The organism is Synechococcus sp. R60.1, from assembly GCF_047461835.1.
Taxonomy (GTDB): Bacteria; Cyanobacteriota; Cyanobacteriia; order Thermostichales; family Thermostichaceae; genus Thermostichus.
Map to the genome: position 1 here is coordinate 1 of NZ_JANSIA010000043.1, position 22,157 is coordinate 22,157.

19 protein-coding genes and 1 pseudogene are annotated in these 22,157 nt (G+C 59.2%); 8 read left to right on the top strand and 12 right to left on the bottom strand.

Features of this window, described 5'->3' with window-relative positions:
- Positions 1–59: 59 nt before the first annotated feature.
- Complete coding sequence (gene glnT / locus NW834_RS07575) at positions 60–1,355, top strand: type III glutamate--ammonia ligase (protein WP_414426275.1); 1,296 nt, start codon at positions 60–62, stop codon at positions 1,353–1,355.
- A gap of 63 nt (positions 1,356–1,418) precedes the next feature.
- Here the strand turns inward: glnT and NW834_RS07580 are convergent, their stop codons facing one another.
- The 5 genes from NW834_RS07580 to NW834_RS07600 form a co-directional block, all read right to left on the bottom strand.
- Positions 1,419–2,285 (bottom strand): shikimate dehydrogenase, encoded by an 867-nt coding sequence (locus tag NW834_RS07580; protein WP_414419335.1) that lies wholly within the window; start codon positions 2,283–2,285, stop codon positions 1,419–1,421.
- Positions 2,286–2,347: 62 nt separating this feature from the next.
- Positions 2,348–2,851 (bottom strand): hypothetical protein, encoded by a 504-nt coding sequence (locus tag NW834_RS07585; protein WP_414419332.1) that lies wholly within the window; start codon positions 2,849–2,851, stop codon positions 2,348–2,350.
- 50 nt (positions 2,852–2,901) lie between these two features.
- The gene (locus tag NW834_RS07590) at positions 2,902–4,092 is read right to left on the bottom strand and encodes a response regulator (protein WP_414419331.1); all 1,191 of its coding nucleotides are present in this window, start codon (positions 4,090–4,092) and stop codon (positions 2,902–2,904) included.
- A 422-nt stretch (positions 4,093–4,514) separates the two neighbouring features.
- Positions 4,515–5,261, bottom strand: a complete 747-nt coding sequence (locus NW834_RS07595) for an SIMPL domain-containing protein (protein ID WP_414419330.1) — start codon at positions 5,259–5,261, stop codon at positions 4,515–4,517.
- A gap of 30 nt (positions 5,262–5,291) precedes the next feature.
- Positions 5,292–5,603: a hypothetical protein gene (locus NW834_RS07600; RefSeq protein WP_414409074.1), complete on the bottom strand. Its 312-nt coding sequence runs from the start codon at positions 5,601–5,603 to the stop codon at positions 5,292–5,294.
- 196 nt (positions 5,604–5,799) lie between these two features.
- Between NW834_RS07600 and NW834_RS07605 the strand changes: the two genes are divergently transcribed.
- The 3 genes from NW834_RS07605 to NW834_RS07615 all read left to right on the top strand — a co-directional run bounded on the left by NW834_RS07605 (position 5,800) and on the right by NW834_RS07615 (position 7,745).
- Complete coding sequence (locus NW834_RS07605) at positions 5,800–6,075, top strand: DUF4404 family protein (RefSeq protein WP_414388906.1); 276 nt, start codon at positions 5,800–5,802, stop codon at positions 6,073–6,075.
- A 78-nt stretch (positions 6,076–6,153) separates the two neighbouring features.
- Complete coding sequence (hemL, locus tag NW834_RS07610; protein ID WP_414344802.1) at positions 6,154–7,464, top strand: glutamate-1-semialdehyde 2,1-aminomutase; 1,311 nt, start codon at positions 6,154–6,156, stop codon at positions 7,462–7,464.
- A gap of 38 nt (positions 7,465–7,502) precedes the next feature.
- On the top strand, positions 7,503–7,745 hold the full coding sequence (locus NW834_RS07615) for a hypothetical protein (protein WP_414406701.1): 243 nt from the start codon (positions 7,503–7,505) through the stop codon (positions 7,743–7,745).
- Here the strand turns inward: NW834_RS07615 and NW834_RS07620 are convergent.
- The 5 genes from NW834_RS07620 to murQ all read right to left on the bottom strand — a co-directional run bounded on the left by NW834_RS07620 (position 7,742) and on the right by murQ (position 13,774).
- Positions 7,742–9,142 (bottom strand): ferredoxin:protochlorophyllide reductase (ATP-dependent) subunit N, encoded by a 1,401-nt coding sequence (locus NW834_RS07620; protein WP_414419329.1) that lies wholly within the window; start codon positions 9,140–9,142, stop codon positions 7,742–7,744. The two genes, NW834_RS07615 and NW834_RS07620, sit on opposite strands and share 4 nt — an antisense overlap.
- Before the next feature lie 40 nt (positions 9,143–9,182).
- Positions 9,183–10,160, bottom strand: a complete 978-nt coding sequence (locus tag NW834_RS07625; protein ID WP_414414057.1) for a protochlorophyllide reductase — start codon at positions 10,158–10,160, stop codon at positions 9,183–9,185.
- Positions 10,161–10,328: 168 nt separating this feature from the next.
- On the bottom strand, positions 10,329–11,165 hold the full coding sequence (gene bchL / locus NW834_RS07630; RefSeq protein WP_041437180.1) for a ferredoxin:protochlorophyllide reductase (ATP-dependent) iron-sulfur ATP-binding protein: 837 nt from the start codon (positions 11,163–11,165) through the stop codon (positions 10,329–10,331).
- Positions 11,166–11,536: 371 nt separating this feature from the next.
- On the bottom strand, positions 11,537–12,823 hold the full coding sequence (locus NW834_RS07635) for a recombinase family protein (RefSeq protein ID WP_414343914.1): 1,287 nt from the start codon (positions 12,821–12,823) through the stop codon (positions 11,537–11,539).
- Positions 12,824–12,844: 21 nt separating this feature from the next.
- Positions 12,845–13,774, bottom strand: coding sequence for an N-acetylmuramic acid 6-phosphate etherase (gene murQ / locus NW834_RS07640; RefSeq protein WP_414419328.1), 930 nt, complete (start codon positions 13,772–13,774; stop codon positions 12,845–12,847).
- 368 nt (positions 13,775–14,142) lie between these two features.
- On the opposite strand from murQ, the gene NW834_RS07645 reads away from it, so the two are divergent.
- Positions 14,143–15,543, top strand: coding sequence for a histidine phosphatase family protein (locus NW834_RS07645; RefSeq protein ID WP_414419327.1), 1,401 nt, complete (start codon positions 14,143–14,145; stop codon positions 15,541–15,543).
- Positions 15,544–15,545: 2 nt separating this feature from the next.
- Positions 15,546–16,916 (top strand): dihydroorotase, encoded by a 1,371-nt coding sequence (locus tag NW834_RS07650; protein WP_414419326.1) that lies wholly within the window; start codon positions 15,546–15,548, stop codon positions 16,914–16,916.
- Between the two features lie 88 nt (positions 16,917–17,004).
- Here the strand turns inward: NW834_RS07650 and ileS are convergent, their stop codons facing one another.
- Complete coding sequence (ileS, locus tag NW834_RS07655; RefSeq protein WP_414419334.1) at positions 17,005–19,788, bottom strand: isoleucine--tRNA ligase; 2,784 nt, start codon at positions 19,786–19,788, stop codon at positions 17,005–17,007.
- An 815-nt stretch (positions 19,789–20,603) separates the two neighbouring features.
- Positions 20,604–21,518: a hypothetical protein gene (locus NW834_RS07660; protein WP_414419325.1), complete on the bottom strand. Its 915-nt coding sequence runs from the start codon at positions 21,516–21,518 to the stop codon at positions 20,604–20,606.
- A 120-nt stretch (positions 21,519–21,638) separates the two neighbouring features.
- Here NW834_RS07660 and NW834_RS07665 point away from each other — a divergent pair, with 120 nt between their 5' ends.
- Positions 21,639–22,013, top strand: coding sequence for a rhodanese-like domain-containing protein (locus tag NW834_RS07665; protein ID WP_011432658.1), 375 nt, complete (start codon positions 21,639–21,641; stop codon positions 22,011–22,013).
- Between the two features lie 52 nt (positions 22,014–22,065).
- A pseudogene (locus NW834_RS07670) lies at positions 22,066–22,157 on the top strand (IS5/IS1182 family transposase); the annotation flags it as partial.

The window sequence follows — 22,157 nt, forward strand, 5'->3', positions numbered from 1 at the left end:
TTCTATCATAACTTCCGCATTCCTCCCGACACTGACCCTACGGGTACAGTGCGGGGCTCCTGCGATTTCTAGCTGAAATTGCCCGTGCCCAAGGGATCAACTACTTTCTGCTCTCTTTTACCGACCTGCTTGGGATCCAACGGGCTAAGCTGGTGCCTGCCTCAGTTATCGACTTCATGGCAGAGGGTCAGGCTGGATTTGCCGGGTTTGCTGCCTGGTTGGACTTGACTCCAGCGGATCCCGATGTGTTTGCCCAGCCGGAGCGCGAGCGCTTGTTTCAACTGCCCTGGCAGCCGGAAGTGGCCTGGATGCCTGCCGATCTAGTCCAGGTCAACGGGGATCCCTTGCCACAAACCCCCCGCTGGGTGTTGAAGCAGGTGTTGTCCCAAGCAGAAGCTATGGGCTTTCAAGTCAAGACGGGGATCGAATGCGAGTTCATGCTTCTGTCGCCCGAAGAGTGGGCCATTTCCGATGAGCGCGACCAGCAGGCCAAGCCCTGCTATGACCAGCAAAGTTTGATGCGGCGTTTTTCGGTGATCCGGGACATCTGCGATGGCATGCAGAAGCTGGGCTGGGATCCCTATCAAAACGATCACGAAGATGCCAACGGCCAATTTGAAATGAACTGGCGGTTTGACGATGCCCTAGTTACGGCTGATCGCCACGCCTTTTTCAAATACATGGTGAAAAACATTGCCGAAAAGCATGGCTATCGAGCTACCTTCATGCCCAAACCCTTTGCCCATCTGACGGGCAACGGCTGCCACACCCATATTTCTCTTTGGCAGGGGGAGCAAAACCTATTCGCCGATCCCCAAGGGGAATTGGGGCTTTCTCAACTGGCCTATCACTTCATCGGCGGGGTGCTACACCATGCACTTGCTTTGTGTGCCCTCACCAACCTGACGGTCAATTCTTATCGCCGCCTCAATGCCCCCGTCACGCTCTCTGGGGCCACCTGGTCTCCCAACACAATCAGCTACAGCGGCAATAATCGCACCCACGCCATTCGGATCCCGGATGCCGGGCGGTTTGAACTGCGTTTGGCCGATGCTGCTGCCAATCCCTACCTTTTGGCTGCCGGTCTCATTGCCGCCGGTCTAGACGGGATCCAACACCAACGGGATCCTGGCCCCCGCTGTGACAACAACGCCTACACCGATCCCCTCCCCAATGCCCCAACGTTGCCCGGCTCTTTGGTCGAAGCCCTCAACCACTTAGACCAAAACACCCTGTTCCGCAGCAGGCTTGGGGATCCCTTTGTAAATGCCTACCTCAAGCTCAAACGCCAACAGTGGCAGGAATACAACCGTCAGATCACGCCCTGGGAGCGGGAAACAACCTTGGATTGCTAGCCCGGTAGTTGTTGTTATCTCGTTACACCTTGAGAGAGGGCTTCCAACTGGCCTGGAGTGACCCTAAACCTGGGCCAACTGGTGTTGAGCTGCCTGCCGCATCACCTCTACTGGCACAGGCTTGCCTCCCAGCCAAAGCGATAGAGCCTTGGCCCCCTGGTGAACCAGCATCTCTAGTCCACTGATGGGGGTATGTCCCAACTCGGCGGCCATCCGCAGCAGAGGAGTGGGATCCGGCACATAGATCAGGTCGTAGACGATGGCACCCGGAGACAGCAGGCACAGTTGCTCCCGGCTCAGGGGGGAAAGCCCTTGACCGGCGGGGGATCCCGGCTTGTGCATGCCCACGGGGGTGGTGTTGACCAAAAGCCGCGTCTGAGACAGGTAGCAATTCAACTCCGCCCAGTTCACCGTCTCCACCTGCGGCCAGGTCTGTTGCAAGGCCAGCAATGGGTTGGGGGATCGCCCCGCCACCCGCACCGGCCCCAGCCCCAACTCCAAACAGCCTTGGATGGCCGCCCGCGCTGCCCCCCCGGATCCCAGAATGAGAGTAGGGATCCCTTTTTCCAGACCCAGCAAAGGCTGGACAAAGCCATCGATATCGGTATTGGTGCCCGCCCACCCGCCCTCTGGCAAGGGGTAAACCGTATTCACCGCCCCCACCGCTGCTGCCCGCGATTCAATCTGATCGAGCAAAGGGAGAATGGCCTGTTTGTGAGGAATCGTCACATTAAACCCCCGCACCCCAATGGCCGCCAGCCCTGCCACCGCCGCCGCCAAGTGTTTTGGAGCCACCGGAAACGGCACATAGCAATAGTTTTCCCCCATAGCTGCCAAAGCAGCATTGTGCATGGCTGGGGATAAGCTGTGGGCCACCGGATCCCCGATTAGACCGAGCAATTGGGTGCTTCCCGAAATCCGACCGTCCACCGGCTCAGCCAACTCCTCAAGGGATCCCTTAAGCCACTCAAGATTTAAAGACGATTTAAAAACTACTGAGACTCCGACTCAACCCGCTGTAGAGTTTGCCGGTAGCGATGGCGCCAGCCGGCCAACGATTCTTCCGAAATGTGGTCGATCAAGGTGCTCATCTCCGCCAGGATCTGGTAAACGCGGTCAAAGCTTTGTCGGGTTCGCTCTTCCTGTTCCGGTTGATGGATCTGCACCATGTATAAGCTCATCTTGATGGTTTGCAGGCGGTTTTTGCCCAAATCTTCTAGCATTTCCCGAATTTGCCCGATTGCCTCCCGCCTCACCTGTCTCTGCCGCCGTCGCAACAGCCAAAAGAGGATCCCATGGATAACCCCCACCAAAGTGGCGCTGACCGCCGTTGCCGTTTCTAGCGAAAAAGCGCTGCGGCTGGCCACAAAACCACTTAGCAGAATCACCCCTATTCCTACCGCCGTCAAGATGAGCTCAATGTTGTTTAGGAACCATCTTCCTGCTGGTCTCCAGATCCCAGATCCGGCCACTTGACCCTGAAGAATGCTCGCCATGGCCTTTGGCACCTCCTTTGTGTCTCTCCCGTCGTTCGCTCAGCCCATCGCTACCTGCTCAGCCGTCCCAAAGCCAGGCGCGGTCTTCTGCGGCTCAGTTGACGCTTCAGACAAAGCTGCCGGAGTTTTCGCCGCCGCAAGCGCAAGGGTCTGCGGGCCAGGGATCCCGCTGTGGTTGACTCCGGTGCAGGAGCCTGCATCTTTCGACTCAGCTCTTGATGGTGTTGGCGGAGATCCTCAATCTGCCTGAGGCGAGTCTCCAGCTCTCGGCGCAGTTCGGCGTTTTCTTTTTCCAGACGCTGCAGGCGTTTCAGCAGCTCTGAGGACTCCGTTCCGCTGACGCGGTCGGAAACTGGGATGGGATGGGGAGCAGTCACCACCGAGCTGTGCACATTCCTGCTATCTCGCATAGCCTGGGCAGCCCGACGCAACAGAGCCACCCCCTTGGGATCATCGCTGTCCATGAGGCTGGCCGCTCCAAACTGGAGCTGTACCGGCAGCGCCCGCCCATTCACCACAAAGGGATCCTGAATCATCCGCTGACAGCAGCGTTCGGCAGCCATTTGCGCAGCAGCCAAGGTGCTCCCGGAGAGCAGAATGATAAACTGCCCCTCGTCGTAGCAAAACAGGTCGTCTCCATCGCGCAGGTTATTGGCCAAACGCTCCCTAAACAGTTTGAGCAGATCAGCCCGACCGTCAGCATCCAGCCCTTGTGCCAGAGAACCGAGGTTGGCCAAGCGCAGCACAAACAAGCTGAGGGGTTCCGATTGGGCACGGGCCTGGGCCACCCGCAGCGGCAAACGAGCCACCAAATCCTGACGGTTACCCACCTCCAAACCAATCGACTTGGGGGGAGAGGGAGGAGATTTTTGCCCAGTTTTGAGCAGATATTGCTGGCGGCGACTTTCTACAATGCGCAGCCCTGCCCGCACCCGCGTCAGCAACTCTGCAGCCTGAAAGGGTTTGGAAAGAAACTCATCGGCGCCTGCCTCCAAAGCCCGCTCCATGCTATCGTTGCCCTCGCGGGCAGTCATAATGATGTAGTACACCCAAGCATATTCCGGCAGTTGCCGCAGTTGACGGCACAGGTCTAGGCCGTTCAGGGAGGGCATGACCCAATCGGCAATGATCAGATCTGGGGGTTGGCGGCGAATTTGCTCCAGCGCGGAGAGGCCATCCAAAGCATAAGAAATACTGCAGCCCTGCTTGCCCAAAAAGTTGGACAGCATCTCTGCCACCATGTAGCTATCATCCACGATCAGTACACGGGCTTGCAGACTGCCGTCTTGACTTCTGCCAGAGACGAGTTTCGCCTTCTCAGGCGCAGGAGCTGCACTAGCGCTCTCCGGTCTGGGATCCATAGACAAACTGAGGCAGGATGGCGAGAAAATCCGGGAAAGCAAACTACCCGCAACTTTCCATCGCTATTCTAATGAATGTGGTATCTCCATCGTTATTCTGATGCGGTAGCGAACAGCAGCCGCTTCCACTTTGCCGAGTTGGTTAGATGGATTGAATCACTCTTGAATCACTGAGACTTCGCTCGTCCAGAGCCGCTGTCTGTTGCTGCCCAAGGCTTGCTCTGACCAGAAGCCCTTTGGCGGGAGAGCTGAAATCTATGTGGTGAACATTTGTGAATTATTCGAGGCAGCAAAGCAGAGGCTCAGTAACGGAGCTCGAGGGTGACTTGGGCGCGCACGGTTTGCTGTCCCCCCTCCACCGGTGTGGATGCCGTTTCTAGACGGGCATAGTCGGCGCGGGCAAAGGGGATCGGCGGCGGGATCATGTAGCCATCGCTCTGAATCTGGATGCGCTCGACGGAACGGATGCTCAGGTTCAAGACCCCCAGCACATCCTGGGCTTGGCGTTGGGCATCTTTCACGGCTTGGGTTAGGGCGCGGCTGCGCGCTTCCAACAGGGTGGCATCGTCGGCCCGGAAACTGACCGATTCCACCTGGGTGGCTCCGGCGGCCACAGCTTCGTCCAGCACTTGCCCAGCTCTGGCCACAGGCACCTCGAATTGCAGACTGTTTTGCCCCTGTACACCCGTTAGGCGAGGTTGGCCATCCCGATAGTCGTATTGCGGGTAGAGGGAAATGCCGGTGGTTTGTAGAGCGCCTACTTGCAGCTCCTTGAGGCGATTGACCAGCCGCTCTGAGCGTTCTGCCACCTGTTGTTGTACCGATTGCGCCGTCTCCCCCTGGATCACCACCCCCAAGCGAATGAGGGCAATGGAGTTCTCCACCGAGACCGATCCCTGCCCTGTAACCGTCAATATTCGGGATCCCTCAGCGGGACTGGCCATCGCTCCACCTCCGGCGATTATGTTCCAACCCAACAGGGCCACCGCCAGTACCAGGCCCAGCCACGCTACCCCCTTCAGCCCTTTCCAACCCCTGATCCCGTTCATTGCTTTCCCCTTCTGTGGTTCAATCCCAGCCTACTCCCACCGCTCCTCAGCCTGATCCGACAAAAGCCCCAGCCACCAGTTCCCTAACCTCACCCAGCCGGTGCGTTCTTGCCCCCACGGATCCCGTATCCGCACACGGAATACCCGTTGATACTTGGAAGTGCTCCCGGAAAAAGGCCCCAGCCGCCAGTACCGTGCCTCCTGGCTCAACAGGGAGTAGCCCTGCTTTGCCGCCCACCGCTGCAGCAATTCTTGGCTGCGTCTTTGTTCCCAGACGAAAATCCCAACGAAAAGGGCAGCAGCAACCGCCGCCCCTACTAGGGCCAATGCCAGCTCAGACATGGGGATAGACTCTACTGCCCATCCTACAAAAGTTGCTCCAATGCTGGGATCCCCGGCTGCAAAAGTTAACCTTCGCCGCTTACCCGCTCTTAGACCCTAGATAGAGGGATCCCTGCTTCAACCCATCAGACCGTATGATTGAGGCAGGGTGGTCAAAACTCAATCGGTTCTCAAGTCGTTAAGGTCTCTTTACAGAATGGCCGAATCGAAACTGCGACAACTGCTGCACGATCTGGATGTTGAGCTGCAAAAAACCCCTGGCTTGGATGAAAAGCAGCGACAGCAAATTGCCGCCATTCGCCAGGAAGTGGAGGCGGTGCTGGCCGATCTGGGATCCCGAACCGAGAGCAAACCGAGCCAAGGGCATAGAGATCGCATTGGAGAGGCGCTGGGCCTGTTCGAGACCTCCCATCCCAACCTCACCCTGATCCTGGAGCAGGTGATCGACACACTGGCAGGGATGGGTTTGTAGTTTCATGGTCCGTAAAAGGGCTCACCAGAAAGCTCCCTTGCTTGCTAGCCTTGGTAATGCGTTGAAAGCTCCTGCTCTATGACCAGCACTCTCCACTCCACTTCGTTTAACACCGCCCGCTCCAAACAGATTTTTGCCCGGGCACAAAGTCTCATGCCGGGGGGAGTGAGTTCTCCGGTGCGCGCCTTCAAGTCGGTGGGCGGGGATCCCGTCGTGTTCGACCGTGTCTCAGGGGCCTACGCCTGGGATGTGGACGGCAACCAATACATCGACTACATCGGCAGTTGGGGGCCTGCCATTGTCGGCCATGCCCACCCCGAAGTCATTGAGGCTCTGCACCGAGCTTTGGAGAAAGGCACCAGCTTCGGCGCCCCTTGCGTTCTGGAAAATGAGCTGGCGGAGCGGGTCATTGAGGCGGTGCCCAGTGTGGAGATGGTGCGCTTTGTCAATTCCGGCACCGAAGCTTGCATGGCGGTGCTGCGCTTGATGCGGGCCTATACCGGTCGGGAAAAGGTGATCAAGTTTGAGGGCTGCTACCACGGCCATGCGGACATGTTCTTGGTGAAAGCCGGTTCGGGGGTGGCCACGCTGGGCTTGCCAGACTCGCCGGGGGTGCCCAAGGCAGCTACCAGCGCTACGCTGACGGCTCCCTACAACGACCTGGAGGCAGTCAAGGCCCTGTTTGAACAGCACCCCGACTCCATTGCCGGAGTCATCCTAGAGCCGGTGGTGGGCAATGCCGGCTTTATTCCCCCCCAGCCGGGCTTCTTGGAAGGCTTGCGAGATCTCACCCAAAAGTACGGAGCCCTGCTGGTATTTGACGAGGTGATGACCGGCTTTCGCATCAGCTATGGCGGTGTACAGGCCAAGTTTGGGGTCATCCCCGATTTAACGACCCTGGGCAAGGTCATCGGCGGCGGCCTGCCGGTGGGGGCCTACGGCGGTCGGCGAGAAATTATGGAAATGGTGGCTCCAGCGGGGCCGATGTATCAGGCAGGGACTCTTTCCGGCAACCCCCTGGCCATGACAGCAGGGATCCAGACGCTGGATATTTTGCGCCGCCCGGGCACCTACGAGTATCTGGAGCGGATTACCGAGAAGTTGGCGACGGGGCTATTGCAGATCGCGCGGGAAACGGGGCATGAGATGTGCGGGGGCTATCTGCCCGGCATGTTTGGCTTCTTTTTTACTGCCGGCCCAGTGCGCAACTACGAAGAGGCCAAGACTTCCGATCTGCAGAAATTTGCCCGCTTCCATCGCGGCATGTTGGAGCGGGGAGTCTATCTGGCGCCCTCGCAATTTGAGGCCGGCTTCACCTCCCTGGCCCACACAGAGGCCGATGTGGAGAAAACCTTGGCCGCAGCGCGAGAGGTGTTGAGCACCCTCTGAGTCTGCAATTCACCCTCTTTCGAGGCGGGATCCCTGCTATGGCCGAGCATATCCATCGCAACTGGAGCATCACCACCCAAGCTACAGAGAAGGGGTTTATCTTTCGCTGCCGGCTGCTCCAGCAAGATGGCTCTTGCGAGTCGGAGATTGGCACCAAAGCCTACGGCTACTTTCAAAACGAGGCCGAGGCTATTCTGGCGGGCATGGTCTGGATCGACCGGCAGCAACTGCCGGATCACCTGGACGGCCTACTGTTCGACAACGAAGAGCCGGAGAATTAGACAGGGGCTTCTTCCCGCACCAACCGCTCCCAACCCAAGCCTTTGAGGGCCGCATTGCGCCGCAGCGGTCGGGTCACCAGCTCCAGCAGAGCCTGGGTGTTGCCGAAGCCGTGGATCTGGGCGAAGGTGAACTCCACCGACCACTTGGTGGTTATCCCCCGTGCCTCTAGGGGGTTGGCGTGGGCCATACCTGTGATCACCAGATCCGGCTGCAGGGCCTTGATGCGCTGGATTTGGTTGTAGTTATCCGGCTTTTCTACGATGGTGGGCTTGGGCACTCCCATCTCTTCGCAGGTGCGCTCCAAGAGGGCCAGCTCAGCCGCTTGGTAGCGTTTGTCCATGTAAGGGATCCCGATTTCCTGCACCGTCATGCCGCAGCGCACCAGGAAACGGGCCAGCGAGATCTCCAGCAGGTTATCGCCCATGAAGAAAACGCTCTTGCCCCGCAGCAGCTCCCGATAATCCCGAACTTGGGGATGGCTCCACACTTCCGCTTCCCGCTCTGCCAAGCCTGGCGTCGGGATCCCCAGCTCGCGGGCAATGGCTTCTATCCAGGCGCGGGTGCCATCCGGCCCGATGGGAAAAGGAGCGGTGATGAGCTTAGCCTTTTTGCGGCGTACCAGCGTGGTGGCCGTGCGGCTGAGGAAAGGATTCACCCCCACCACGTAGGTGCCCGGCTCGATGGCCGGCAGCTCTCCATAGCGTTTGGCCGGCAACCAGCCGGAGACGCGGATCCCGTGTTTTTTCAGCTCCAGGGTGAGTTGGGTCACCACCGGATCGGGCACCGAGCCGAAGATCACCAAGGGGGGATGCTTGTGGAAGCCTTCCTCCTCTTTCTTTTTTCCGGAGCGGAGCCCGTAGAAAAGGGCCTGGAGACCCCCGCGGGTTTCCTGCTCCTCTGCCCGCACCTGCTCTGGGCAGCGCTGAGCCATCGAGGCCAAAACCGTATCTTCCCCTTGGGTAAAGGCGTAGTCGAGGCCATTGGCCCGTGCCACCACAATCGGGATCCCGATCTCCCCTTCCAGCTTCTGGGCTAGGCCCTCCAGATCCATTTTGATGATCTCGGTGGTGCAGGTGCCGATCCAAACAATCACGCTGGGATTGCGATCTCGTTGAATTTGCAGGCACAGCCGCTTCAGCTCCTCGTAGTCATTCAGCTTGGCGCTGATATCCCCCTCTTCCAGCTCGGCCATGGCATAGCGGGGCTCGGCAAAGATCATCACCCCCATGGCGTTTTGCAGAAAGTAGCCACAGGTTTTGGTGCCGATGACCAAAAAGAAGCTGTCTTCAATTTTTTGATAAAGCCAAGCTACACAACTAATCGGGCAAAAGGTATGGTAGTTGCCGGTTTCGCACTGAAAGTTAAGGGCATTGGCACTATCCAAAGCAGCATTCATGCTCGTCTCCTAAAAACATAAAAGAAGGGAACGTTGCCAACTAGAGGGCTACCAACTGGGGCACACCCACCAATTTTTCGCTGAGATCCCAAAGCAATTTGGCCTTGGCATCGTCCGCCGCCTCGTCAGAGACTTCTTGGTTAAAGGGCTTGGCATTCTTGCGTTGCCGGTTGCCCCAGCTCCAGTAGAACCCCGACCGACGAAACTCGGGATCGGCCACCACTTGGGCCACCCGCTCTCCGGCCAATTCCTGAGAAACAAATCCGCCCGTGATGTTTTTTTGAAACCAGGGGAAAAGTTTTTGAAACAGGGGATAGTGATGGCGGAACAGAGCCGTGGTGGCTACACACCCCGGATAGAGGGAGAGGAAGGTGATGCCAGTGCTTTCGTGGAAGCGGCGGTGCAGCTCGCGCATGGTGAGGATATTGCAGACTTTGCTGTCTTTGTAGGCTTTCACCGGTTCAAATTTGCCGCCGTCCGCCATGCTGATGGGATCCTTGAAGCCCTGGGCAAACCCCCGCAGATCCCCCAGGTGGGGTTGGGGTGGGATCTTACCCCCCAGCTCTTTGGGATTGTGGGTAACCGTGCCCAAGATCACCAGCCGCCGATCCGGATAGGTGGAGCGTTTCAGATCCTCCAGCATCAAGTGGCAGAGCAAGAAATGCCCCAGATGGTTGGTGGCCATGGTCAGCTCATATCCTTCCGGGCTGCGCAGGGGCTGCTTGAGCAGGGGCATGTAGATGGCGGCATTGCAGACCAAGGCGTCCAAGGAACGGCCCCAGTTGCGGAACTGCTCGACAAACCGCCGCACGCTGGCCAAGCTGGCTAGGTCGATCTGCATCAGGGTATAGCTGCCCTGGGGGATCCCCACTTGTTGGGCCACCCGGTAGGCTTTGTCCAGATCCCGACAGGCCATCACCACGTGCCAGCCGCGCTTGGCCAAGGCCAAAGCTGAGTATAGGCCAACACCCGAGGAAGCTCCGGTAATCACGACGGTGGGTTGCTCTTGTCCTTGCATATCCAACTCCTGTGCCATTTCCTTCCCAAAGCGGGATCCCCAGGGATCCCTGCAGGATCCATCTTGGAGTGGAAAGCGGATCGGACAACAAATTGATAAGGTTTGCGACGGTTTTCCGAAACAGTGGCTTCATCTTTGGACACACTGCCCAAGCCGGCAGGGGATCCCTTACACCAAGGCCAGTTGGCGGGCTGGAGTGTTGTAAAAGTCGGAGAGCAAAGCAAACAGCTCCCGATCCTCGGCAGGTTGGGGCACGATCCCTTCCGGACGGGCCAGCAGCTCATCGGCGATGTTCAGGTAGTACTGGCAGACAGGCTCCAGGCTGGGATCGGTTTCCGCCATCTCGAAGAGGGTTTTGCCCTTGACCCGCGAGACGCGAATATCTTCAATGAGGGGAAGCACCTCGATAACCGGCATGGGAACTGCCGAGACGTATTTGTCAATCAGATCCCGCTTACTGGTGCGATTGCCGATCAGCCCGGCCAACCGCAGCTTGCGGGTTTTGGCCTTTTCTCGCACCGAGGCAGCAATCCGATTGGCGGCAAACAGGGCATCAAAGCCGTTGTCGGTTACGATCAGGCAGTAGTCGGCGTAGTTGAGGGGAGCCGCAAAACCGCCGCACACCACATCCCCCAGCACATCGAAGAGGATGACGTCGTACTCATCGAAGGCATTCAGCTCCTTCAGGAGTTTGACGGTTTCCCCCACCACATAGCCGCCACAGCCGGCCCCTGCCGGGGGCCCACCCGCTTCCACGCAGTCCACGCCGCCGTAGCCGCGGTAGATCACATCTTCTGGGTAGATGTCTTCGTGGTGATAGCCCTTGGCTTCCAGAGTGTCGATGATGGTGGGGATGAGAAAGCCGGTCAGGGTGAAGGTGCTATCGTGCTTGGGATCACAGCCAATCTGCAAGACCTTTTTGCCCCGCCTGGCCAAGGCCACCGAGATGTTGCAACTGGTGGTGGATTTGCCGATCCCACCTTTTCCGTAAACCGCCAACTTCACAGCGCGTTCCTCCATGGGGCAGACAAGGGACATTATCGGCAGCCGATCCGCCCCCTGAGAACTGTTGCGAAGGATAAAGGTGGATCCCTCAAAAAGCTAGAAGTTCCAAGATCTTGCAAATGGTCCTAAGAAAGTTCCTAGGGCTTCTCAAGTCGATTTTTGATGTTTTTCCCGATTTTAGTTTTAGATATACTTTCATCAGTGATCAAAAGAAAACAATTCCAGATGACAATTCACCCAAATCGGGAAGGATTCAGCTATGCCATGGCGCTGATCCCGTCCTCTTGGCTTGGCGCTGAGGCAGGTCTGGGCTGAGAAAGAATCAAGAATGGTCTCAATTCTGGGGGGAAGGTGGGGGGAACCCTTCGCTCTCAGGGATCGAAGGCAAACGTAACTCGCACCGCTCCTGCAGAATCCACCTCGATCCTGCGCAGGAATTCCCGCAGGTAGGCACGCCGTTCGGTCTCGCTGAGGTCTTGCCAGAAGGGCGGGATGGAGAGGGTTTGGATGGTCTGGGTGAGGTTGGCGGGGGGGAGTTGCTCCAGCTTTTGGGCCAAGCGGGCCGTCTCTGCTCGCAACTGGTAGCGACGCTGGGCCAGGGAGGCCTCGTCCATTAGTCCAGATTGCTGCAGCTCTTCCAATTGCCGCAGCCGCTCGGCGTTGGCCTGGATTTGGGCTTGCAGCTCTTGGCGGACTTGGGTGAGGGCTTGTCGATCCAGTTGCTGGGCGCGTTGGGGCAGTTGTTCGCACACCTGCCGGATCACCTCCTGCAGGACTTCGGTGTAGGGGAGGCTGTAGCGACAGGTTTGGCAGCGCAGATAGAGGTAGGGGGATCCGTTCTTTTTCCCCTTGCGAGGGGTGGTTTGCACAATGCGCAGAAGGCTGCCACAAGCGCAGCAATGAACCAGGCCGGCCAAAGCGCGGGGAGCACTGGCGCTGCGACGCGGGATCCCTTGGTTGCGTTTGAGCCAGCGATCGATCTGGGCGGCTTCCGTGCGGCTGAGAAGGGCCGGGTGAGTGTCCCGCAGGGTGGTGCCGTCGGCATAGGCCAGATCCCCGCGGTATACCGGGTTGAGCAGCCAGTTGCGTCCGGTGGCCACAGAAATCCGCTTGTGGTGTTTTTCCTCCAAGAAGCGCACCGCCTGCCGCAGGGATCCGTAGAGGAGAAAGTGCTGGAAAAAATCCTGAACGATGCTGGCCTGCCGGCGATCCAGCACGTAGCGTTCCCCTTCGCGGCGGTAGCCAAAGGGGGCAGGGCCAGGGGGGGGTTTGCCCGCCAGGCGGTTTTGGGCTTGGCTGCAGCAGAGGCGGCGGCTTTGCAACTGATGGGGGATCTCGGCCAGCAGGGGGATCCAATCGGCAGCCTTGGTGGGGGTTTGCAGGCCGGATTCGGTGACCAAGCTGAGGCGGATCCCGGAGTGTTGGATTTGCAGCAGCCGCTCGTGGATTTCATCCGCCCGATCCCCCAGATCCGACAGGCGCAAGAGCAGCACTTCCTGCACCCAGCCGGCTGTGATGCGTCGGAACAGCTCCTCCAAATGAGTTCGGGATCCCCAATCGTGCAGGATGGGATCGGCCCCTCGCCCCTGGAGCCAGGCCAACTCCTGTTCCGGCAAAGGAGCATGGGAAGGCGTGTAGAGGTAGCCGCAAACGCTCATGGACAAGCCATTCAACTATTGTCACCGCCGCTGCGCCAGAGCAGCATCAAGCACCTGGCGAATGTTGCCCTGGGCCTGTTGCAAGTGCTGACGAGCTTCCTGAGCAGAGCACCCCAGCAAGGCCACAAGGATGGCGGTTTTGACCTCTCCATCACAAGCCTGCAGCAATTGGGCAGCCGCGGCGGGATCCAGATCGCAGGCCAAAGCCACTATTCGCTCCGCTCGTTGCTTGAGCTTGGCATTGCTGGCCTGGAGATCCACCATTAGGTTGCCATAAGTCTTGCCCAAGCGGATCATCACTCCAGTGGAGATCGTGTTCAACACCAACTTTTGGGCTGTGCCGGCTTTCATGCGGGTGGATCCGAGGATTACCTCCGGCCCCACCAAAGGGGCAATAGCAATATCCACCTGCTCGGTTAGAGGAGAAGGGTGATTGCAGGCCAGGCCAATCGTGAGCGCCCCAATACTTCTGGCGGCTTGGATCCCACCCAGCACATAGGGGGTACGACCGCTGGCAGCAATTCCCACCACACTATCTTGAGCTTGGAGGTGGAGACTCTCCAGAGCGCGGGCAGCCGCTTCTGCGTCGTCCTCTGCACCCTCTACCGCCTGGGTCAGGGCTTTTTCCCCCCCGGCGATCAAAGCCACCACCTGTGCGGGGGAAGTGCCAAAAGTGGGTGGGCACTCAGCCGCATCCAGTACCCCCAGGCGACCTGAGGTTCCTGCCCCGATATAGATCAGCCGCCCGCCGTGACGCATCCGCTGGGCAATGGCATCGATGGCTTGAGCAATCGGCTCTGCTTGAGCAGCCACCGCTTCCGGCACCCGCCGATCCTCAGCGTTGATCTGTTTCACCAGTTCCCAGGTGCTGAGACGGTCGATCTCGGCTGTAGCCGGGTTGGGGCTTTCGGTCAGGGAGCCGGGATCCCAAGCCAATTGTGGAGAAACCATGGCAGCGCTTGTCCAGGCAAGAGGGATCCGCCTTCAGGGATCCTACACTTTGTCTTCTCGGATTCTATCGGTGGCAGGGGGCTCTCCTGAGGGAGCAGTGGAGGGAAAAACTGCGCCAACAGCACCACAACAAGGGCAAGGAGCACCAAGCCGGCCCCCTTCGCCAACGTCCATTCAACCAAAACCTCTGCCAGCGGAAACGCAGCGCGGCCATTCTCCAAAGATGCCCCCATCACAAGCGGCGACCAGCCCAAATACGCCTCAGTCGGCAGCCCAACCGGTGAATTGACGAAGGCGAGCGCCGCCCAGTGGCGGTACTCTAGAAGGTGTTCTAAGGACTCCGTCCCGCTACTGCGATGAGTAAGTCCATGCAAGCGATGGCAAGGACTCCGTCCCGCTACCGCGACCAGCCTGCCCTGCGCATCTTGATCGTGCGCCATGGTGAGAGCACCTTCAACCTGGAAAATCGCATCCAAGGCCGCTCCGATCTCTCCCGGCTCACCCCCACTGGAGAAGGGCAGGCGCAGCGTGTAGCCGAGGCCCTGGCCGGGATCCCGTTGGATTGCGCCTATTGCAGCCCCCTGTCTCGCGCCCTCGATACCGCTCGCGTCATTTTGAAAGACCGAGAAGGGATCCCTCTGCACGTTACCGATCAACTGCGGGAGATCGACCTGACAGCCTGGGAAGGGCTGACCTTTGCCGAGGTGCAGGAGAAATACCCCGAAGATTACCATCTGTGGCGGCACCATCCCGACACCCTGGAGCTAGAGGGCCGCTTTCCGGTGCGGGATCTCTGGCAGCAGGCGCAGGGGTTTTGGGAAATGCTGGCTTTCCATCTGCAATCGGCTTCGGGCCCCTGGAACCATGGAGCGGATCCCTCCCCAAGGCAGCCCCTCAATATCCTCATCGTGGGCCACAGCGGCATCAATCGCGCCCTGGTCAGCACCGCTATCGGCCTGGGGCCACACCACTATCACCGCCTCGGGCAGGATAACTGCGCCATCAGCGTTCTCAATTTTCCCGAGGGCCTGCAGGGGCCGCCACAACTGGAATCTCTGAACATCACCGCTCACCTCGGCCAAGCCCTGCCCAAGCGCAAGCAGGGGATGCGCATCTTGCTGGTGCGGCATGGGGAAACCCAATGGAACCGAGAGCGCCGTTTTCAAGGGCAGCGGGATATCCCCCTCAATGCCACCGGGGAGGAACAGGCAGCCAAGGTGGCAGAATTTTTGGCCACTCAACCTCTGCAACTGGCCTTCTCCAGCCCCCTGAAGCGCCCTTGGGCCACAGCCGATGCCATCTGCAGCAACCACAGCAACCTCATTTTGCGCCCAATGCCCGACTTGCAAGAGATCTGCCACGGCGACTGGGAGGGCAAGCTGCAAAGCGAAGTCGAAGCCGAATACCCCGGCGAGCTGGAGCGCTGGCAACGGGATCCCGCCAGTGTGCAGATGCCCAATGGGGAAAACCTTCACCAGGTGTGGGAGCGCACTCGCTCCGCTTGGCAGGAGCTTTTGGCCATCACCGCAGCCCAGTTTCCTCAGGGCACAGCGGTTGTTGTTGCCCACGATGCCATCAACAAGGCGATCATCTGTCAGTTGTTCGACCTTTCCCCCCAAGCCTTTTGGATCTTCAAGCAGGGGAATGGCGCCATTACGGTGATCGACTATCCAGAAGGCAAGGAGGGTGCCCCGGTTTTGAAGGTGTTGAACCTCACCACCCATCTGTCGGGCCAGATCCTGGACTGCACCACTGCCGGAGCTTTGTAAAGATGGGCTCATCCCCTCTCCGCGAGCTAACAGGACAACTAACAGGACAAAATGTGCATCTCCAGGGAGTGCGCCTGTTGGATCCTTGGCGTCAGCGGGATGAAGTAACCGATGTGTGGTTGCAGGAGGGTCGTCTGCGGGCCACCGAGCCGGCAGGGATCCCTGCCGATATCCCCACCATCGATGGCTCAGGTTGGGTGGTGGGGCCGGGTTTGCTGGATCTGTATGCCCACAGCGGCGAGATGGTTGGCAGCGGTCGCGTAAGCGGTGCGGAGCACTTTCTGGCCCACAGTCGGGAAACCCTGACCTCTTTGGCTGCAGCGGCTTTGGCGGGAGGCTTTACCCAGGTGGGGCTTCTGCCCACCCCCCTTCCCGGAAGCGGCTTTTTTCCGGTGCTGGATCGCCCGGAGCACTTGAACCGCTACCCCCGCCAATTGGGGGATCCCCGCTGGCTGCCCTGGGCTGCCCTGAGCGTGGGTGGCCAAGGAGAAACTCCAACCCCCTGGGGAGAACTGGCGCAAGCGGGAGCAGTTGGCTTTGCAGAGGTTCAGCCACTGCGCTCCTTGGCTTTGGTGCGGCGGGCTCTGGAGTATTTGCGGCTGGAGAATAAACCCCTGCTGCTCTGGGCCTGGGATCCCACCTTGGCCGGGCAAGGTAGCCTCTACGAAGGGATCTGGGCGCTGCGCCTGGGGCTGAAAGGGATCCCTGCCAGTGCCGAAACTGCCGCTCTGGCCCGTCTCTTGGAGGTGATCAGGAGCGTTCCTTCCCCTCCGCCTGTGCATATTATGCGCCTGAGCCAAGCCCGCAGCCTGGAGCTGATCCAACAGGCCCAAGCCGAAGGACTGCCGGTTACCGCCAGCGCCACTTGGATGCACCTGATCTTGTCCGAAGAGGCCGTCTTTGAGCACCGCTACGATCCCCACCTTCGCCTTCTGCCCCCTCTTCCCAGCGCCGGCGACCGAGAGGCTCTGATCGCCGGGATCCGTTCCGGCAGCCTGGGGATCGCGACGGATCACCACCCCTACACCCATGAAGAGAAAACCCTGCCCTTTGCCGATGCCCCGCCGGGGGCGATGGGCCTGGAGCTGGCTCTGCCGCTGCTGTGGCACCATTTGGTGGCAACGGGATCCCTGACGGCGCTGCAACTGTGGTCTGCCCTCAGCCTGTACCCGGCCCGCTGCCTAAACCTAGATCCGCCCACCCTCACCCCCCACAGCGACTGGGTGCTGTTTGATCCCACCCACCCTTGGACGGTTTCTGCGGCCACCCTCCACTCCCGATCGCCAGCGACTCCCTGGCTGGAGAAAACCCTGTGCGGCAAGGTGTTGCACACCCATGTCGAGGGGATCCCATCCCGCAGCTCTGCCCCTTGATCCCGAAGAAGGCCGACAAGACCTGTCCGGAGAAAGAGCCAATTCAAAGAGGGGGATCCCTTCCCGCCAGCGGGACGGGGTCCCGAATTCAAAACTCCCCGGCCAGAGCGGCTACGCAACGCTCACACAGCTCTGGATGCTCGGCAAATTCCCCCACACGGGTGGAATAGTTCCAGCAGCGCACGCACTTTTGGCCGTCAGCCGGAAAAACAGAGATCTGCAAGCCTTGACCTGAGGTTTTCTCCAGTTCCACCTGTGAGGTGATGAACAAGTAGCGCAACTCGGCAGCCCGCTCCTGCAAAAGAGCGTATAGGCCGGGATCCGCTACCTTCAGGATTACCTTGGCCTCGGTGGAAGCGCCGATGGGCTTAAAGGACTCCGTCCCGCTAACGCGACCGGTACGGGCTTGCTCCAGAGCCTTGTTCACCTCTTGGCGCACCTCTCGCAGCTGCTCCCAAATGGCCGCCAACTGGGGATCCCGCCAGTGCTCCGGCAGCTTCATCCACCCCCCCTCAAACACCGAACGGGTGGGCTTGGGATAGGGCAGATGGCTCCAAATCTCTTCGGCCAGGTGGGAGAGAACGGGGGCGATGGCCTTGGCCAAGTTCTCCAGCAACAGGGAGAGCACCGTTTGACATTGTCGCCGCCGCAGACTTTGGGCATGGCTGATGTAGAGGCGATCCTTGCCAATATCCAGGTAAAAGTTGGAGAGATCCACCACACAAAAGTTCTGAATCGCCTGGAAAAAGCGGTAGAACTGATAGCTGGCAAAAGATTCGCCGATCTCGGATCCCACCTCGTGCAGGCGGTGCAAAATGTAGCGGTCTAGCTCCGTCAAGGCTTCAAAAGGGACGGCATCCTGAGTTGGATTGAAGTCGTAGAGGTTGCTCAGCAAAAAGCGAGCTGTGTTGCGGATTTTGCGATATACATCCGCCATTTGCCCAAGAATGGTCTTACCCAGCGGCACATCCCCGGAGTAGTCCACACTGGAGACCCATAGGCGCAGCACATCTGCCCCATAGGCGGGATCCGTCTGGGGATCTTTGCCGCCGTTGATTAACACCAGCGGATCGATGACATTGCCCAGGGACTTGCTCATTTTCTGGCCTTTCTCGTCCAGCACAAACCCATGGGTGAGCACCGCCTTGTAGGGGGCATGGCCGTTGACGGCCACGGAGGTAAGCAAACTGGATTGGAACCAGCCCCGGTGTTGGTCGGAGCCCTCCAAATACAGATCCACCGGGTAGCCCAGCCCTTGGGCCTTGGCCACTGCCGCCCAGGAAGAGCCGGAGTCAAACCACACGTCCATGGTGTCCATCCCTTTGCGGTAGGTGCGGCCATTGTGGCGGTACTTCTCCGGCAGCAGCTCTTCCACTGGGCGCTGCCACCAGGCGTCGGATCCCTCTTGGGCAAAAATGGCCTTGATGTGGTCGAGGGTCTCGGCGGTGAGCAGAACCTCGCCGGTTTCTTCGTCGTAAAAGACGGGGATGGGCACGCCCCAAGCCCGCTGGCGGGAAATACACCAATCCGAGCGCTCCGACACCATAGCAGTGATGCGGTTCTCCCCGATGGCCGGGATCCATTTCACGGTTTTAATGGCCTGCAGGGCCAGCTCCCGGAAGCCAGCTACAGACGCAAACCACTGCTCGGTGGCCCGGAAAATCGTTGGCTCTTTCGTGCGCCAGTCGTAGGGATATTTGTGGTTGTAGGGCTCTTCCTTGAGCAAAGCCCCCGCAGCCTGCAGAGCCTGGATGACAGCAGCATTGCCGCTGGTCTCCGGCTTCTTGGAGAGCACATCCAACCCGGCAAACTGGGATCCGGCCTCGGCGGTAAATCTCCCCTGATCGTCCACAGGGCTGAGAATGGGCAGACCATACTTTTGGCCGGTTTTGAAGTCATCTTCCCCATGCCCCGGAGCTGTGTGCACAATGCCGGTGCCGGACTCGGTGGTGACATAGTCCCCCAGCACGCAGAGGCTGGCGCGGTCAAAGAGGGGGTGCCGTCCTTGACTGTATTCCAGGGCGGATCCCGGCAGGGTGGCCTTGATCTCCAGAGGCGTCTCCAGAACCTTCTCCAGCCGCTCCCGCAGATCGGCGGCGATCAACAGCAGGCCGAAGCGGGGAGACTCCACCACTGCATAGGTGAGCTTGGGGTTAAAGCAGAGAGCCAGGTTGGCCGGGATCGTCCAAGGGGTGGTGGTCCAGATGGCTGCCCGCAGGCCCGGCATGAAAGGCTCCAAAACCGGCTGCGCCGCCGGGCTGAGGCTCTGCAGGGGAAAGGCCACGTAGATGCTGGGGGAGATGTGGTTGTCAGGGTACTCCAGCTCCGCTTCCGCCAGAGCCGTCTGGGAGCTGGGGCTCCAGTGGACGGGTTTGAGGCCGCGGTAGATGTAGCCCTTGAGGGCCATTTGTCCAAACACCTCAATCTGTGCGGCTTCGTACTCCGGCGACAGCGTCAGGTAGGGCCGATCCCAGGATCCCCATACCCCCAGGCGCTGAAAACTGGCCCGCTGCACATCAACGTAGTGCAGGGCGTACTCCTTGGCTTTTTGTCGCAGCTGCAGAGGGGTGAGGTTTTCCCGCTCCTGCGGGGTGAGGCTTTGCAACACTTTCAGTTCGATGGGCAGGCCGTGGCAATCCCAGCCGGGCACGTAGCGCACCTTGCGCCCCTGCAGGATGTGGTACTTGTTGACGATATCCTTGAGGATCTTGTTGAGGGTGGTGCCCATGTGGATATCGCCATTGGCGTAGGGCGGTCCATCGTGCAGGACAAAGGGATCCCCAGGATTGTGGTCGGCAAGGCGCTGGTAGATTTGCTCTTCCTGCCAAAAGGCTTGAATGGCGGGTTCTCTCTTGGCGGCCTCTGCCCGCATGGGAAACTGAGTTTGGGGCAGGTTGAGGGTACTTTTGTAGTCCACGGCAACTCGAGCAACCTAAAGGGCGTCTCTCTATCCTACGCTGTCGCCTCATCCTCAGCAGTCCATCCCTTACCCCTCTTGTGGGACAGGGGATCCGAAGCCCACGGTCACCCAGAGCGCCTGGAGCTCTCAAACGGCTCCAACAAACCACCGCATGAACTCCCTGATCGAGAAAACAAGAAAAGATTTGTGCTAGTCTCAGGGTGTCGTTTAGTAAGGGAGGTTCCTGCGGATGCCAGATAGTAGTAGTTGTAAGGGTCGTCAAGTTGGGTTCAGCCGGCTGTGCGCCGGGGCTGTTCTCTAACGGTCTGAACTTAGATCCTTCAGTCTGCTGAAGAGTCTTCGCGTTCTGGCTCGCTTGGAGTTCCTCCCGGCAGTCAGGTTCCAGTTGAAGGCCCGCTAGACCGCTCTTTCCCTGACCGCCTGTTGTTGCCTTGGGGGTGGGAGAGAGCGGATAGTTTTGCAGATAGCTGTAGCGGGGCTTGGAATGGACGGGCGTCTGAAGATGCCAATGTTTCTTGAGGTTGGGTCCTTTCAAGACACCTCGACCCAACCTTTCGAGACCCCTCGGGATTGTTCGGTCAATTGCTGGCAGGAGTGGGGCGATCCACCACCGGAGCACCAAGGGAGTCGCCGCTATCGCAACCGCTCAAAAATAGGGCCAGCACCAGAAAGCAAACAAGCTGAGGGGCGCATAGTTTCCCATCTTAACAAGCTCAACTGCCTGTCCAGATTACCCCAGAGCCATTCCTCATCATCCTGAAGATTTCCTAAGGGACGGTGGGGATGGCCAGGGATCCCTCCAGAGCCAAGCGATCGCTGACGATAAGACGCCGACTCTCCAGCGTGATGCCGGTTTGGTTAACCAACATCACAGAAATCCACTCAGAACGGGGTTCTTGCGGAGCATCTGCCTGTAGGAAGATCCCTCCGGCCTGTAGAGGTTCGAGAGCAAACGAGGTCACCTCTGGGTAGCCCGCCCCGGCAACGGGTTGTTCGGCAACGGCGCCCAACAGCAAAGAGTGGGTGAGAGGCTCTGCCACAATCGCCTGCAGCGAATAGGTGGATCCCGGTTTGACCACCTCCGGCAGGTTCAAGGTGACGGTGGGAGGGGCAGATCCAGAGGTGAGGGTGCTGGCCTCCCGCAGCACTTCTTGGTCAATCAACAGCAGTTGTCCGGGATTGGCTGGATCCGGGCGATAGCGATTGCGCACCAGGGCAGAGGCTTCTACCTGAAAGTCCCCCCGCACCGAGGATTGGGATCCCTCTACTTGGCTGAGAATATCCGCAACAATCTCAGGGCCCACCTGCCGCCAGGAGAGGATCTGGGCCGAATAGGTGAGCTTGGGATGAGAGCTCCACAGCTTGCGGATGGCACCTTCCACCTCTTCCCGGTCCAGCCCATCTCGGTGGCGGAAGTCGGGGCTGTAGCCGGCCATCACCCCTGGCAAATCCCGCCGGTTGGCGGCGGCCACCTGCTGGCTTAGCCACTCCACCAGGGCGGCTGGCGGTGGGCTGGAAACTTGCCGTTGGATCCCGCTTTCCAGACGTGTTGGGGCCGCTTGGGCCCAAGCCCAGGACTCCGTCCCGCTGAAGCGACCGGCTGTCAATCCAAGGGGGATGCTCCAGCTCACGGCCAGAGCAAGGGGCCAAAGCAGTTGCGGAAAGTTAGATCGGGATTTCAAGCCATGGGCCTCCAGCCGGTAAATCTGGATCCCAGTCTAGCCCTAGGGCAGTTGGGATCCCAAAGTCCAGACCAGATAAGATCGATTGGAATAAGCTTTGGCTCATAGCGCCTGTTCTCCATGGCTCCCCAGCACTCTCCAGCTTTCTTGGCCCTGGTCAACGAGGCCAAAAGCCGCATCCAAGAACTGACAGTCGAGCAGGTCAGGCAAAAACAACTGCAAGGGGATCCCTTCTATTTTGTGGATGTGCGGGAAGAGTCGGAGTGGCAAGCCGGCCACGCTGCCGGAGCCATCCACTTGAGCAAAGGGATCATTGAGCGGGACATCGAGAGGGTGATCCCTGACAAAGAAGCGGAGATCGTCCTGTACTGCGGCGGCGGGTTTCGCTCCGCGTTGGCAGCCGATAACCTACAGAAAATGGGCTATCGCCGGGTGATCTCGATGGATGGGGGCATGCGGGCTTGGCGGGAAGCGGGTTTTCCTGAGGAGCGCTAGGTCGTGTTGATCTTATGTTAGGATAGAGAGAATAATTTATAGAGGAAAGAGGATGAAGTTGGTTTTCTTAGATGAAAACAAATGGCAGAAGATATTGGCTTTTTTACAGACAGAAGAGAGAGTTAACATTGGGAAAGAAGCAAA

Coding starts and splice junctions, on each gene's coding strand:
- NW834_RS07585 (WP_414419332.1), bottom strand. CDS start 2,851: ATGGCGAGCATTCTTCAGGGTCAAGTGGCCGGATCTGGGATCTGGAGA.
- NW834_RS07590 (WP_414419331.1), bottom strand. CDS start 4,092: ATGGTGGCAGAGATGCTGTCCAACTTTTTGGGCAAGCAGGGCTGCAGT.
- NW834_RS07595 (WP_414419330.1), bottom strand. CDS start 5,261: ATGAACGGGATCAGGGGTTGGAAAGGGCTGAAGGGGGTAGCGTGGCTG.
- NW834_RS07600 (WP_414409074.1), bottom strand. CDS start 5,603: ATGTCTGAGCTGGCATTGGCCCTAGTAGGGGCGGCGGTTGCTGCTGCC.
- NW834_RS07605 (WP_414388906.1), top strand. CDS start 5,800: ATGGCCGAATCGAAACTGCGACAACTGCTGCACGATCTGGATGTTGAG.
- hemL (WP_414344802.1), top strand. CDS start 6,154: ATGACCAGCACTCTCCACTCCACTTCGTTTAACACCGCCCGCTCCAAA.
- NW834_RS07615 (WP_414406701.1), top strand. CDS start 7,503: ATGGCCGAGCATATCCATCGCAACTGGAGCATCACCACCCAAGCTACA.
- NW834_RS07620 (WP_414419329.1), bottom strand. CDS start 9,142: ATGAATGCTGCTTTGGATAGTGCCAATGCCCTTAACTTTCAGTGCGAA.
- NW834_RS07625 (WP_414414057.1), bottom strand. CDS start 10,160: ATGCAAGGACAAGAGCAACCCACCGTCGTGATTACCGGAGCTTCCTCG.
- NW834_RS07635 (WP_414343914.1), bottom strand. CDS start 12,823: ATGAGCGTTTGCGGCTACCTCTACACGCCTTCCCATGCTCCTTTGCCG.
- murQ (WP_414419328.1), bottom strand. CDS start 13,774: ATGGTTTCTCCACAATTGGCTTGGGATCCCGGCTCCCTGACCGAAAGC.
- NW834_RS07645 (WP_414419327.1), top strand. CDS start 14,143: ATGCAAGCGATGGCAAGGACTCCGTCCCGCTACCGCGACCAGCCTGCC.
- NW834_RS07650 (WP_414419326.1), top strand. CDS start 15,546: ATGGGCTCATCCCCTCTCCGCGAGCTAACAGGACAACTAACAGGACAA.
- ileS (WP_414419334.1), bottom strand. CDS start 19,788: ATGCGGGCAGAGGCCGCCAAGAGAGAACCCGCCATTCAAGCCTTTTGG.
- NW834_RS07665 (WP_011432658.1), top strand. CDS start 21,639: ATGGCTCCCCAGCACTCTCCAGCTTTCTTGGCCCTGGTCAACGAGGCC.